Origin of the sequence: Sphingomonas albertensis (genome assembly GCF_014358075.1) — a bacterium.
In the GTDB taxonomy this organism is placed as follows: Bacteria; Pseudomonadota; Alphaproteobacteria; order Sphingomonadales; family Sphingomonadaceae; genus Sphingomonas; species Sphingomonas albertensis.
This window is the reverse complement of record NZ_JACONT010000015.1, coordinates 1-12,682: the sequence shown is the minus strand read 5'-3', so window position 1 is coordinate 12,682 and position 12,682 is coordinate 1. Positions and strand designations below refer to the sequence as shown.

General features: G+C 66.4%; 16 protein-coding genes. 9 read left to right on the top strand and 7 right to left on the bottom strand.

Annotated elements, in window-relative coordinates; translation table 11 throughout:
* Positions 1-59: 59 nt before the first annotated feature.
* The 3 genes from H8S47_RS08450 to H8S47_RS08440 are packed head-to-tail and all read left to right on the top strand — an operon-like array spanning position 60 to position 1,139.
* On the top strand, positions 60-431 hold the full coding sequence (locus tag H8S47_RS08450; protein WP_187503454.1) for a hypothetical protein: 372 nt from the start codon (positions 60-62) through the stop codon (positions 429-431).
* Between the two features lie 58 nt (positions 432-489).
* The gene (locus tag H8S47_RS08445; protein ID WP_187503453.1) at positions 490-846 is read left to right on the top strand and encodes an ArsC family reductase; all 357 of its coding nucleotides are present in this window, start codon (positions 490-492) and stop codon (positions 844-846) included.
* Positions 847-857: 11 nt separating this feature from the next.
* On the top strand, positions 858-1,139 hold the full coding sequence (locus H8S47_RS08440) for a DUF427 domain-containing protein (RefSeq protein ID WP_187503452.1): 282 nt from the start codon (positions 858-860) through the stop codon (positions 1,137-1,139).
* 145 nt (positions 1,140-1,284) lie between these two features.
* Here H8S47_RS08440 and ypfJ read toward each other — a convergent pair whose 3' ends face one another.
* A complete protein-coding gene (ypfJ, locus tag H8S47_RS08435) occupies positions 1,285-2,199 on the bottom strand; it encodes a KPN_02809 family neutral zinc metallopeptidase (RefSeq protein ID WP_187503451.1) in 915 nt (304 codons plus the stop codon).
* 103 nt (positions 2,200-2,302) lie between these two features.
* On the opposite strand from ypfJ, the gene H8S47_RS08430 reads away from it, so the two are divergent.
* Both H8S47_RS08430 and H8S47_RS08425 read left to right on the top strand, forming a co-directional pair.
* Complete coding sequence (locus H8S47_RS08430) at positions 2,303-3,088, top strand: 3-hydroxybutyrate dehydrogenase (RefSeq protein ID WP_187503505.1); 786 nt, start codon at positions 2,303-2,305, stop codon at positions 3,086-3,088.
* Positions 3,089-3,174: 86 nt separating this feature from the next.
* The gene (locus H8S47_RS08425) at positions 3,175-3,804 is read left to right on the top strand and encodes a DUF4893 domain-containing protein (protein ID WP_187503450.1); all 630 of its coding nucleotides are present in this window, start codon (positions 3,175-3,177) and stop codon (positions 3,802-3,804) included.
* On the opposite strand, the gene H8S47_RS08420 is transcribed toward H8S47_RS08425, so the two are convergent.
* The 3 genes from H8S47_RS08420 to H8S47_RS08410 all read right to left on the bottom strand — a co-directional run bounded on the left by H8S47_RS08420 (position 3,801) and on the right by H8S47_RS08410 (position 5,926).
* Entirely contained in the window at positions 3,801-4,451 is a 651-nt protein-coding gene (locus tag H8S47_RS08420; protein ID WP_187503449.1) for a nuclear transport factor 2 family protein, read from the bottom strand. The genes H8S47_RS08425 and H8S47_RS08420 overlap by 4 nt on opposite strands.
* 56 nt (positions 4,452-4,507) lie before the next feature.
* Positions 4,508-5,488, bottom strand: coding sequence for a cation diffusion facilitator family transporter (locus H8S47_RS08415; RefSeq protein ID WP_187503448.1), 981 nt, complete (start codon positions 5,486-5,488; stop codon positions 4,508-4,510).
* Positions 5,489-5,761: 273 nt separating this feature from the next.
* On the bottom strand, positions 5,762-5,926 hold the full coding sequence (locus tag H8S47_RS08410) for a hypothetical protein (protein ID WP_167398800.1): 165 nt from the start codon (positions 5,924-5,926) through the stop codon (positions 5,762-5,764).
* Between the two features lie 192 nt (positions 5,927-6,118).
* Here H8S47_RS08410 and H8S47_RS08405 point away from each other — a divergent pair, with 192 nt between their 5' ends.
* Positions 6,119-7,501 carry a helix-turn-helix domain-containing protein gene (locus H8S47_RS08405; protein ID WP_187503447.1) on the top strand — a complete coding sequence of 461 codons (1,383 nt, stop codon included), beginning with the start codon at positions 6,119-6,121 and terminating at the stop codon, positions 7,499-7,501.
* A gap of 153 nt (positions 7,502-7,654) precedes the next feature.
* On the opposite strand, the gene H8S47_RS08400 is transcribed toward H8S47_RS08405, so the two are convergent.
* The 3 genes from H8S47_RS08400 to H8S47_RS08390 form a co-directional block, all read right to left on the bottom strand.
* Positions 7,655-8,602 (bottom strand): aldo/keto reductase, encoded by a 948-nt coding sequence (locus H8S47_RS08400; RefSeq protein WP_187503446.1) that lies wholly within the window; start codon positions 8,600-8,602, stop codon positions 7,655-7,657.
* Positions 8,599-8,817, bottom strand: a complete 219-nt coding sequence (locus H8S47_RS08395; RefSeq protein WP_187503445.1) for a hypothetical protein — start codon at positions 8,815-8,817, stop codon at positions 8,599-8,601. The genes H8S47_RS08400 and H8S47_RS08395 overlap by 4 nt, the downstream gene beginning before the upstream one ends.
* A gap of 114 nt (positions 8,818-8,931) precedes the next feature.
* Entirely contained in the window at positions 8,932-9,303 is a 372-nt protein-coding gene (locus H8S47_RS08390; RefSeq protein ID WP_187503444.1) for a hypothetical protein, read from the bottom strand.
* A gap of 193 nt (positions 9,304-9,496) precedes the next feature.
* Here H8S47_RS08390 and H8S47_RS08385 point away from each other — a divergent pair, with 193 nt between their 5' ends.
* The 3 genes from H8S47_RS08385 to H8S47_RS08375 all read left to right on the top strand — a co-directional run bounded on the left by H8S47_RS08385 (position 9,497) and on the right by H8S47_RS08375 (position 12,590).
* Positions 9,497-10,450: an ArsR/SmtB family transcription factor gene (locus tag H8S47_RS08385; RefSeq protein WP_187503443.1), complete on the top strand. Its 954-nt coding sequence runs from the start codon at positions 9,497-9,499 to the stop codon at positions 10,448-10,450.
* Entirely contained in the window at positions 10,447-11,403 is a 957-nt protein-coding gene (gene metF / locus H8S47_RS08380) for a methylenetetrahydrofolate reductase (RefSeq protein ID WP_187503442.1), read from the top strand. Before H8S47_RS08385 ends, metF begins: the two co-directional genes overlap by 4 nt.
* A gap of 128 nt (positions 11,404-11,531) precedes the next feature.
* The gene (locus tag H8S47_RS08375) at positions 11,532-12,590 is read left to right on the top strand and encodes a homocysteine S-methyltransferase family protein (protein ID WP_187503441.1); all 1,059 of its coding nucleotides are present in this window, start codon (positions 11,532-11,534) and stop codon (positions 12,588-12,590) included.
* Positions 12,591-12,682: the final 92 nt, after the last annotated feature.

Below are 12,682 nucleotides of genomic sequence, written 5' to 3'. Positions count from 1 at the left end.
CACCGGCTTGATCCAGGCGAGCATTGGCACCGTGCGCTGTCCTGTGAGAGGATAGGCGCATGACCACCCGATGGATCCAGCCCCTCACGCTCCTGCTCGTCGGCCTGCTGTATTGGCAGTTGGTCAGCCGATTTTCAGGCGCGAAGGAACCCTGGGACGCAAATGGCTATTGGCGGATCTGGTATCCCGGTTCGCTAGTGTTATCGGCGCTGGCAGGTTTTGTGCTGCAGCGGCGGAGCTGGCTGGCCGGCGTTATCGTCACGTTTGCGCAGTTGCCGGTGATGTGGGTCAATACCGGCTTCGGCGGGCTATTGATGGTCGGCGCGACGATCCTGTGCATCCTGACCGTGCCCGCCGTCGCCGTATCCATGATCGGCGGCCGGTTTGCACGGTCTCGCGCTGGTGGTGGGAAGGCGGACGGCGCGGTATGACGCCGGTCGGTTCGAACCGGTGGCGAGCTTTGCACCACGCGGCGACAGGGAGGCGATTTTGACGATCACGATGTTCGGCATCAAGAATTGCGACACGATGAAGAAGGCGCGCGCGTGGCTGGACGAACACGCCGTTGCGTATGCGTTCCACGACTACAAGACCGCCGGGATCGATACGGCACACCTGACCGATTGGATCGGGCGGGTCGGTTGGGAGGTGCTCCTCAACCGCGCCGGCACCACGTTCCGGAAACTGCCTGAGGCGGATCGGACGGATCTCGATGCGGAGAAGGCCACCGCGCTGATGCTGGCGCAGCCTTCGATGATCAAGCGTCCGGTCCTCGATACCGGTGAGACGCTGCTGGTCGGGTTCAAGCCCGAGCGGTATGAAGCGGCAGGGTTAGGGCGCGCTTGAAGGAGACTGACATGCCTGTCGCTACATGGAATGGCCGCGAGATCGCACGATCGGACGATACCGTCGTCGTCGAGGGCAATCACTATTTCCCCGCGGACAGCATCGACCCGACGTTGCTGGAGGAGAGCGCTACGCACTCGAACTGCCCGTGGAAGGGCGTGGCTAGCTACAAGACGCTCGTCGTCGACGGGAAGCGCAACGTCGATGCGGTCTGGTATTATCCGGACCCGAAGTCGGCGGCGGCCGAAATCAAGGACCGGTATGCGTTCTGGAAGGGCGTGACGGTCGGGTAAGGACTGTTCAATCCTCCCCCGCCAGGGGGAGGTGGCTGGCACTTGCCAGACGGAGGGGGAGGCAAGAACAACGGCTGTCCCGTGTCCCCCCCTCCGTCACCTTCGGTGACACCTCCCCCTGGCGGGGGAGGATCAGGCTCTCAGCTCAGATCGCGCCCGAGAACGTGTCGCACTGGGCGGGATCGCCACTGTCCAGCCCGCGCTTCAACCAAGCCTGGCGCTGCGCCGACGTCCCATGCGTGAAGCTGTCGGGCACCACGCGCCCCTGCGATTCCTTCTGCAACGTGTCGTCGCCGATCGCCTGCGCCGCCGTCATGCCCTCCTGGATATCACCAGCCTCGAGCCGCGACCGGTTCGCTGCCGCCCACACGCCCGCATAGCAATCCGCCTGCAATTCCAGCCGTACCGACAGCGCATTGCCCTCGGTCTCGCTCGCCTGGCGCTGCGCCTGCTGAACCTGCGCGTTGGTGCCGAGCAGCTTCTGGATGTGATGACCGAACTCATGCGCGATCACGTAATCCTGCGCGAAGTCGCCCTCAGCCTTGAACCGGGTCGACAGCTCGTTGAAGAAACTCGTGTCGAGATAGATGCCCTGATCGGTCGGGCAATAGAACGGCCCCATCGCCGACTGCGCGGCACCGCAGCCCGAACGGCCATTGCCGTCGAAGAACACCAGTTTGGGCGCCTCGAAGCGCTGGCCATTTTTCGCGAAGATCGCTTCCCAAGTATTGTCGGCCGAGCTGAACGCGTTGCACGCAGCCTTGCTCTCGGGCGTCAAATTGCAGCTCGACGTCGTGTCGGTGCCGGCACGCGGCGATCCGGTCTGCGCGGTCGGCGCGGACGATTGCCCCCCACCGAGCAGCCCGCCAAGGCCACCCATGCCGCCGAACACCGCCATCAGGATCAGCACCACGACAATCCCGCCGCACCCAAAGCGGCTGCCGATCATCGGCAGCAGCCCCATCAGCAGGCCGCCACCACCCCCGCCGAAACCGCCGCCGCCGCCCGACCCGCGCTGGTCCTCGACGTTGATGTTCGGATCGTAATCGTCGAGCCGCATGAATATGCCCCTTTTCGTTTCTTCTCGGGAACGAAATGCGCAAGGTGGCGCTAGAGTTGCACGGCGGTCGAATCCGCTGCGTAAAGCGATAGGGGGAGTGCGTATGTTCCTGAAGGGCAAGACCGCGGTCATCACCGGATCCACCTCGGGGATCGGCTTGGCCTACGCCAAGGCGTTCGCGGCGGAGGGCGCCGCGGTGGTGCTCAATGGCTTCGGCGACGCGGACGCGATCGAGCGGGAACGCGCCGCCCTCGCGCAGGCCAGCGGAGCCGCCGCGCTCTACGATCCCGCCGACATGACGAAGCCCGACGAGATTGCCGCGATGGTCGCACGGGCCGCCGCCGAGACCGGCAGCGTCGACATCGTCGTCAACAACGCGGGCATCCAGCACGTCGCGGGGATCGCCGACTTTCCGATCGACAAGTTCGACGCGATCATCGCGATCAACCTGTCCTCGGCGTGGCACATGATGCGCGCCGCGGTGCCGCACATGCGCGCGAAGGGCTGGGGCCGGATCATCTCGACTGCGTCGGCGCACTCGCTCGTCGCGAGTCCCAACAAGTCCGCCTATGTCATGGCCAAGCATGCGATCGCCGGGCTCACCAAGACCATTGCGCTGGAGACCGCGACCGATGGCATCACCGTCAACTGCATCTCGCCCGGCTATGTCTGGACCCCGCTGGTCGAGAACCAGATCCCCGACACGATGGCGGCGCGGGGGATGACACGCGATCAGGTGATGAACGACGTGCTGCTCGCCGCGCAACCGACCAAGGAATTCGTGACGCCGGAGCAGGTTGCGGCGTTCGCGCTGTTCCTGTGTCGCGACGAGGCCAAGGCGATTACCGGCGCGAACCTGTCGATGGATGGCGGCTGGACGGCGGCGTGACCGATCGGCGCGCCGCCGCCCGGAAAACCATTGCTGTTCAAGGCGATACGCGCTTACCTTGGCGCAGGCCAACGGGACACGAGACGATGCGAACCTGGTTCGGAACTGCCGCGTGCATGATGGTCGTGGCCTGTGGATCGACCGTGGTCGGTGTCGGGAGCGCCGGCGCCGCGCGGTCCAACCTGGATTGGCGGCGGGTAGCCACCCCAGCGGATCGCGCGCGACTGCGCGGCTGGCGTGGCGCTTGGGTCGCCGCGCTCGCGCAGGTCGATCCGAAGGAGGTCGCGCGCGATCCGGTGCTGTTCGACCCCGACCGTTCGCTGGTCGACCCGTTGCCACCCGCGGCCCCGTATCGGTGTCGCACGTACAAGCTCGGCGCCCGCGCGGGCATCGGCCCGACGTTCACGGCCTCGGGCTGGTTCGCCTGCCGGATCGGCACGAGCGAGGACGATGGCGAGCGCGTGGTCAGCCTCGTCAAGCTCGACGGATCGCAGCGCCCGGTCGGCTCGGTCTTCGCCGACACCAATGCGCGGGCGATCTTCCTGGGCACGATGGAGCTCGGCGACGAGACGCGGCCGATGCGCTATGGTCGCGACGCCAACCGCGACATGGCCGGGCTGATCGAGCGGATCGCCCCGCAGCGCTGGCGCGTGGTGCTGCCCTATCCGCGGTTCGAATCGCTCCTCGACGTGGTCGAGCTGGTCCCCGCGGCCTAGCGGGCGGCGGGCAGGGGTCCCGGAACGGTCGTCGTCACCATGCCGGATGCGGCCGCTTCCGTCGCGAGGGCTACGCCGGGCGACTCGATCGGGTCGAGGCTCGCGAGATACTGCCTGCCGTGCATCTCGATCGGCGTGACGCGACCGGCGTTACCGGCCAGCACCGCCTTCAGATACGAGCGCGGTTTCTTCATCAACCCGGGCTGATCGAGCGCGGACAGCCCCACCAGGCGCGCGGCTTCCTTGACGAAGTGAACGCAATTATGGTCGCCCAGGCGGTACACGCTGTCGGGCTTTCCCTCGCTCCATGCGTCGACCAGCCGCAACACGGCGACATATTGCGCGTCGGTCATCACCACCGAGAATTGCGCGTCGCTGCTTGCGACATAGCTCGGCCTGGCGATGTCGAGCTTGCCCGCGACCGGTCCCATCAACAGCGCGGGCGATACCGATTTCGCCGTGAAGCCTGCATTCGTGTCGACCGGCGCGCCGCCTGCATCGGGCACCCCGCGCAAGGTGAAGAACGCGTGCGGGAAACTGTTGCCGAGTTCATGGCTCCAGAACGTGATCGTGACCGCAGCCTGCGCCGGCAGCGCGTATCCGACGCAAAGGCAGAACAGGGCGATCAGGCGTAGCAGCGGCTTCATCGGCCGAGGCTATCGCCGAATCTCCAGCCTTACCAGAGGCATGCGTCCGATTTAGATCAGCGCTGCGTGGTAGTTTCGCCGCCGCCGGAGGCTGGCGCCGGGGCAAGCGTCGCGTTCTCGCGCTTCTCGGGCCGGATATAGATCGACGACAGCGTCGGTACGGCGGCGCGCAGTTCGGTCTCCATCGCCTCGATCATCGTCTCGCCGTCGCCCATCGTCACCGCATCGTCGAAGTCCGCGCTGATCGCGGCGAAGATGCTGTCGGGCGCGGCATGGACCGTGCGGACATGGTTGACCGAGACGATCGCAGGATGCGCCGCAACGATCTTGTGGATCGTGGCGATCACCGCCGGGTCGGCGCGCTCGCCGATCAGCAGGCCCTTCGACTCGCGCGCGAGCAGCACCGCGACCAGCGCCAGGATCAGCCCGATCGCGATCGACGCGGCCCCGTCGATGCGCGGATCGTCGAACGCGTGACTTGCCCAGATGCCGACCCCGGCGATCACCAGACCCGCCAGCGCCGCGGAATCCTCAAACAGGACGATGAAGCCGGCGGGGTCCTTCGACCGGTGGATCGCCGACCACCAGCCCATGTCGCCCTTGGTCTTCGAGAATTCCCGCACCGCGATCGTCCAGCTGCTGCCCTCCAGCGCGAACGAGATCGCCAGCACGACATAGTTGATCGTCGGGCTCGTCAGCGGCTCGGGGTCCTGGATGTGCCGCCAGCCCTCGAAGATCGACACGCCCGCGCCGATCGCGAAGATCAGGATCGCGACCACGAACGCCCAGAAATACAGTTCGCGACCGTAACCGAACGGGTGCGCCTCGTCGGCGGGGCGCTTGGCCTTGCGCTGGCCGTAGAGCAGGAGCACCTGGTTGCCGCTGTCGACCACCGAGTGGAAGCCCTCGGTCAGCATCGACGACGACCCGGTCATCCCGGCCGCGACGAATTTCGCAACGCCGATCCCGAGATTGGCGGCGAGGGCGCCATACAGGACGATGTCGTCCTTGATGCGAGCGGTCAGTGTCTTGGCCATCCCGCCGTCCTACACGAGGGGATGCAGTTGGAAAGGGGCGGAATTCCGACGCAAGTCTCCCTTCCCCCCTCTCTGGAAGGGAGGGGCCGGGGGTGGGTCGGTTTCCGCATTAATCGAACCGGCACGACACAAACGGGCCAACCCACCCCCAACCCCTCCCTGCCAGGAAGGGGGGCAAAGTCCGGATCCTGTTCCTCCCAAAAACAGGAATACCCGCCGGTGGACGAACCACCGGCGAGATCCTTTCCTCCCCAGGAAACTGCGAAAATCGTGTCAGCCGAGCCGGCCGAGGCGGTGGTACAGCGCACTCATCCGCATCAGCCGCGCGTCGTCGATCGAGGTCTTGCTGATCATCTCGCCGAGCACTTCCTTCATCAGCGCGAAATCGTTGGTCGAGAAGACGGCGCGGGCGCGGGGTTGTTCGGTGGTGGTCTGCATGGCTTGCCTCCTTCGATGGCTAGTCTTGTCTCTCTCTTTACATCGGCTGGGTGTCGAGAGAGGCGATGCACATTCAATAGCGAACAAGACCGTCGTGTTGGAAGGCACGACCGCGTTACGCCAGCGTCGCGGTGTCCGCCGTCCTTGTATCTCGGCTGTCGCTCTGTAAAGATCGTGACAGGAGGATTTGCGATGGCGGAACGGAAATTGCTGGCAGGGCATGCGATCCGTCGTCTGCGGCGTGGCGCTGGGCTGACGCAGGCGGCGATGGCCGACATGCTGGCGATCAGCCCGAGCTATCTGAATCTCGTCGAGCGCAACCAGCGCCCGGTGTCGGCGACGCTGTTGATCAAGCTGGCGGAGAGCTTCGACTTCGATCCGCGCTCGCTCACCGCGGCCGAGCCCGGCGGCGGCGCGGAGGCGATCCGGCGGCGGCTGGCGGACCCGATGTTCGCCGACCTTGAGATCGACCGCAACGAGGTCGAGGAATGGCTCGCCAGCGCGCCCGGTGGTGCAGCGGCGTTTGCGCGCGTGTTCGACCGGATCGGTGGGGGAGAGGTGGTCGAGGCGGGCGACGATCCGGTGACGCTCGTGCGCCGCGAGATCGAGCGATGGCGCAATCACTTCGCCGATCTCGACGCGGCAGCCGAGGCACTGGCGGACGAGTTGCGGCTCGGTGCGGGCGACTTGTACGGCGCGATCGCCGAGCGGCTGCGCGCGAAACACGGCCTGACGATCCGCGTGCTGCCGGCCGACGTGCTGCCGGACATGCTGCGCCGGCTCGACCTCCACGCGCGCCAGTTGCAGCTGAGCGAGATGCTCGACCCCGCGTCACGGACGTTCGCGGTCGCCTTTCAACTCGGCCAGATCGAGGCGAAGGCGGAGATCGATGCGCTGGCGAAGGGCGCAGGCTTTACCGATCGCGCGGCGGAACGGCTCTATCGCCGCCACCTGCTCGGCTATTTCGCCGCCGCGCTGATGATGCCGTACGCCCGGTTCCTGCGGGGGTGCGAGACGACCGGGTACGACATCGAGTTGCTGCAACGCCGGTTCGGCGCAGGCTTCGAACAGGTCGCGCACCGCTTGACGACGTTGCAGCGGGTTGGCGCGCGCGGGCTCCCGTTCTTCATGATTCGGATCGATCGCGCGGGGCAGGCGTCGAAGCGCTATCCCGGCGCAAGCGGCGCGGCGCTGGTCGAGGCTGACGGGCGCTGTCCGCTATGGCGGCTGCATCACGCATTCGACCGGCCTGGCAGCCTGATGGTCCAACTCGTGGAACTGGAGGACGGCGCGCGCTGGCTGACGATGGCGCGGACGGTGACGCCGCAGGGCAGTCGCTTCGGCGCAGTCCATGCCGAGTTCGCGATCGGCCTGGGCGTGGCGGCGTCGCAGGCCGGCGTGCTGGCGGCAGCGAGCGGTTTCGATCTGGCGGGAAGGGCCATGCCGATCGGCCTGGGTTGCCGCGCCTGCTTCCGCAACGACTGCCCACAACGCTCGATCGCACCGGCGGGCCGCGCACTGCTGATTAACGAGCGGGAGCGCCGAACCTCGGCGCTAACGTTCGCGGGTGATTAGAGACAGGTCGACCCCAAAAACCGATCCTCCCCCGTAAGGGGGAGGTGGCACCGAAGGTGACGGAGGGGGAGGATACGGAACAGGGGTTACCTTTTCCTCCCCCTCCGTCTGGCAAGTGCCAGACACCTCCCCCTGGCGGGGGAGGATTAAGGCTTAGGCGCCTGCGTCCGTCAACGCGTCGAGCTGATCCTTCGACAATTCCAGCGTCATCGCCGGCAGCAAATCCTCGATCTGCTTCACGCTGGTGGCGCTGGCGATCGGCGCGGTCACGCCCGGCTGCGCGATCAACCAAGCGAGCGCCACCTGCGCATGCGTCGCGCCGGTAGCCTCGACCACCGAGTCCATCGCGTCGAGAACGGCCTTGCCCTTGCCTTCGAGCAGTTCGCCCATCCGACCCCCGCGGACGCTCTGCCCGAGATCGTCCTTGGTGCGGTACTTGCCGGTCAGGAACCCTGAGGCGAGGCCATAATAGGGCAACACGCCGATGTTCTCGGTGACGCAGTAATCCTGCAATTCGCCCTCGAACTTGGTGCGGCTGACGAGGTTATATTCGGGCTGGAGGACATGGTAGCGCGGCAGGTCGTCGGCCTTGGCAGCATCGACGGCGGATTTCAGGCGTGCGGCATGGAAGTTGGACGCGCCGATGACGCGGACTTTACCCGCATCGACGAGCTTGCCGAACCCTTCGAGAACGGCGTCCTGCGGTACGTCCTCGTCATCCTGATGCGCGTAATAGAGGTCGATGCGATCGGTGCCGAGACGCTTGAGCGAGGCTTCGGCGGCAGCCGCGATGCGTGCGGGGGCGAGCTTCTCGCCGCCCTCGCCGGGGAGCATGCCGACCTTGGTCGCGATCAGCACTTCGTCGCGCTTGCCGCTGGCCTTCAGCCAGTCGCCGATCATCGCCTCGGACTCGCCGCCCTTGTGGCCATCGACCCACGCCGAATAGACGTCGGCGGTGTCGATCATCGTACCGCCACCCGCGACGAACGCGTCGAGTACGGCGAAGCTGGCGGCGCGGTCGGCGGTCCAGCCGAACACGTTGCCGCCGAGGACCAGGGGGGCGATCTTCAAATCGGTCGAGCCGAGGCGGCGAAGGGTCATCGAGTCTGATCGCTTTGATTCGAGGGTAGTTCGGGATTCGAGGGTAGTTCTGTATCGCCAGGAGCGGCAGCGACCGCGTTCAGGTCGACGCTGTTCGCATCGAGCATCGCGGCGGCTTCGTTCAACTGGTGCGCTTCGTCGGCGGTAACGGCGCCGGGTTCGCTGGCCGGCGAGCAGGCCGCGAGCGTGGAAACAGCAAACAGGGCCCCCACCATCACACCGGCATGCCAGCGAAAGCTGGTATCTTTCCGTGTAGGTCGTCGTGACCCGAACCGGGAGATCCCAGCGTCCGCTGGGATGACGGGGAGGTGGGGGCGCCTTGGCACGGCTTAGTCCTTGATCGCGTTGCCGGCGCGGGTCAGCGCGTTGCCGGTGGCGTCGGCGGCGCGGTCGGCACCGTTGGCGATCGAGGCGCCTGCGCGGTCTGCGCCGGCTTCGATCCGGTCACCGGCGCGGTCGGCGTTGACGTCGAGATTGTCGGTGGCGTTGTCGAGCTTCGCACCGGCGTTATCGAGCGAGCGCTCGGCCGAACCCAATGCACGATCGCTGGCGGCGCTGACGTCGTCGACGGCGTTCTCGGTGGTCGCGCTCGCGTCTGCGGCGATCGCGTTGGCGGCCTGGGCCGTCTGGTCCTGCGCATTGTTGCTGCAGGCTGCGAGACCGGCGGTGAGCGCCAGGGCGGGGATCAGTAACTTCTTCATGCGTATGCACTCCCGTGGATATCGTCTTGTGGACCAGCGAATGCCAGGCCCATAGCGCAATCGAACGCGGATAAAGCGTTTCCGATCCGTCACGATCGTGCGCGATGCGATAAGTCGCAGAGACTTATGGCGGAAGTCGAAGACGCTCACACCTGCGTTGACCTCATATAAAGAAATCTTTATATGAACTGTCATGACGATGGCGCTCGAAATCTTCCGTGCTTTGGCGGACGCGACGCGGTTGCGGATCCTTGCGCTGTTGCGGCGGATGGAGCTGTCGGTCGGCGAACTCGCGCAGGTGCTTGGTCAGAGCCAGCCGCGGGTGTCGCGGCACGTAAAAATCTTGTGCGACGCCGGGCTGGCCGAACGTCGCAAGGAGGGAAGCTGGGTGTTCGTCGCGCTGGGCGCGCCCGACGTAGTCGAGCCGGTCGCCGGGGCGCTCGATGCGTGGGCGAAGACCGAGCCGGATCACTGGGCGGTCGCGGATGCGGCGCGGCTCGCGGCGGTGCGCGCGGACCGGGCGGCCTCGGCGGCGGCGTGGTTCGAGGGGCATGCCGACGAATGGGACGCGATCCGGTCGCTGCATGTCGCCGATAGTGAGGTCGAGACGGCGATGGCCGCGGTACTGGGCGACGCGCCGATCGGGACGCTGATCGACATCGGTACCGGCACCGGGCGGATGCTCGAACTGTTCGGCGGGCGGGCCTCGGTCGCGCTCGGGATCGATCGCAGTTCGGAGATGCTGCGGCTCGCACGCGCCAAGCTGCACGACATGACGCACGCGGAGTTGCGTCAGGCAGACCTGTACGCGCTGCCGATGGCGGATGCGGCGGCGGACGTCGCGATCCTGCATCATGTGCTCCATTTCGCGCAGCAGCCCGGCGCTGCGGTGAGCGAGGCGGCACGCGTGCTCGCACCGCGTGGGCGGTTGCTGATCGCAGACTTTGCCAGCCACGACCGTGAGGAATTGCGGGTGCGCGATGCGCATACGCGGCTCGGGTTCGCGGACGAGCAGATGGCGGCGTGGTTCGAGGCGGCGGGCTTGCAGACCGCGCGCGTGGAAACGCTTGAGGGCGGCGAGTTGACGGTGAAATTATGGCTCGGCCGAAAGATCGGCGCGAGCTTGCGTGAGGTGAAGGCGGCATGACGAATTCTTCGATTTCCCAATTGGCCCCCAACCCGACCGAAGCGCGCCGCGCGCTCGAAGAACCGCTCTTCGCGGATCTTGCGGGTGATGTGGGCATCAGCTTCGAATTCTTCCCCCCCAAAAGCGAGAAGATGGAGACGCAGCTCTGGGAGGCGATCCGCACGCTGGAGCCGCTCGGCCCGGACTTCGTGTCGGTGACGTACGGCGCTGGCGGGTCCACGCGCGAGCGCACGCACGCGACAGTGGCGCGGATCCAGCGCGAGACGTCGATGAACGCCGCCGCGCATCTGACTTGCGTCGAGGCGACCAAGGCCGAGATCGACCAGGTCGCGGAAGAATATTGGGCTGCGGGTGTACGCCATATCGTCGCGTTGCGCGGCGACATGCCAACCTTGGGTCAGCCCTATCAGGCGCATCCGGGCGGGTATGAGAACGCGGCGGCCCTAGTCGCTGGCTTGCGGAAACTGCACCCGTTCGAGATCTCGGTCGCGGCGTATCCCGAGTGCCATCCGGAATCGGGCGGTCACGACGCTGACATCGACAACCTCAAGCGCAAGATCGATGCCGGTGCGAGCCGCGCGATCACGCAGTTCTTCTTCTCGCCCGAAGCGTATTTCCGGTTTCGCGACCGGGTCGCGGCGGCAGGGATTACCGCGCAGATCCTGCCGGGTATCCTGCCGGTGTCGAACGTCGCGCAGACGCGGAAGTTCGCGGGACTGTGCGGGGCCGAGATCCCGGCGTGGATGGACCGGTTGTTCGAGGGGCTCGACGATCATCCCTCGGCGCGGCAGCTCGTTGCGGCGACGATCGCGGCCGAGATGTGCCGGCGGTTGTATGCTGGTGGCGTGAAGGATTTCCACTTCTACACGCTCAACCGCGCGGAGCTGGCGTACGCGATCTGCCACATGCTCGGTGTGCGCGCGAAACCTGCGACAAAGGTCGCCGCGGCCTGATTTCTGCTCCCCTCCCGCATGCGGGAGGGGCTGGGGGTGGGCTCGCGCTCACCTCCGACGATACCGCCCGAGGATATCGGGCGCCCACCCCCGACCCCTCCCGCTTGCGGGAGGGGGGAGTGAATACGATGACACCACGTGAACGATTCAACGCGGAAGCCGCCAAGCGCATCCTGATCACCGACGGCGCGTTCGGGACCGAGATCCAGAACTGGAAGCTCGACGAGGCGGCCTATGCGGGCACTCTTGGCCTGAGCCACGACCAGAAGGGCAACAACGACATCCTGGCTATCACCAAGCCGGAAGTCCCCGAGACGATTACGCGCGAATATCTGGAGGCCGGGTCGGACATCGTCTCGACCAACACGTTCAGCGCAAACGTGATCAGCCAAGCAGACTACGGCGCAGAGCATCTGGTCCGCGAGATCAACGTTGAATCCGCGCGGATCGCACGTGCACTCGCGACCGAATACGAAGCGAAGGACGGCCGTCCGCGGTTCGTCGCCGGCGCGATCGGGCCGACCAACAAGACGCTGTCGCTGTCTCCCGACGTCAACGATCCCGGCTATCGCGAGATCGACTTCGATTACCTCAAGGGCGTGTACCGCGAGCAGATCGATGCGCTGCTCGAAGGCGGCGAGGGGGTCGGCGTCGACTTCATCCTGATCGAGACGGTGTTCGATACGCTCAACGCCAAGGCAGGCATCATGGCGGCGATCGAGGCGGGCGAGGATCTCGGGCGCGACGTGCCGATCATGATGTCGATGACGCTGACCGATCTCAGCGGGCGTAACCTCTCGGGGCACACGGTCGAGGCGTTCTGGCACGCGGTGCGGCATGCCAAGCCGATCACAATCGGGCTGAACTGCTCGTTTGGTGCGGAGCAGCTGAGGCCGCATGTGAAGACGCTATCGGCGATCGCGGATACGCTGATCATGATCTATCCGAACGCGGGGCTTCCCAACGAACTCGGCGAGTATGACGAGCAGCCGGAGACGACGGCGGGGCTGGTCGGCGAGTGGGCGGTGGCCAAGCAGGTCAACGTGCTCGGCGGCTGCTGCGGGTCGACGCCGGCGCACATCAAGGCGATGGCCGATGGGGTGCGCGGGCTCGAGCCGCGCGCGGTGGCGCGGCCTGAAGTGCGCACCAAGCTCGCCGGCCTCGAACCGTTCACGATGGCGGCTTAGGCCACCGCTCCCTCTCCCCGTCGGGGAGAGGGCCGGGGTGAGGGGCGCCACGAGCGCTACCGCCCGGAACTACCCCTCACCCCAACCCTCTC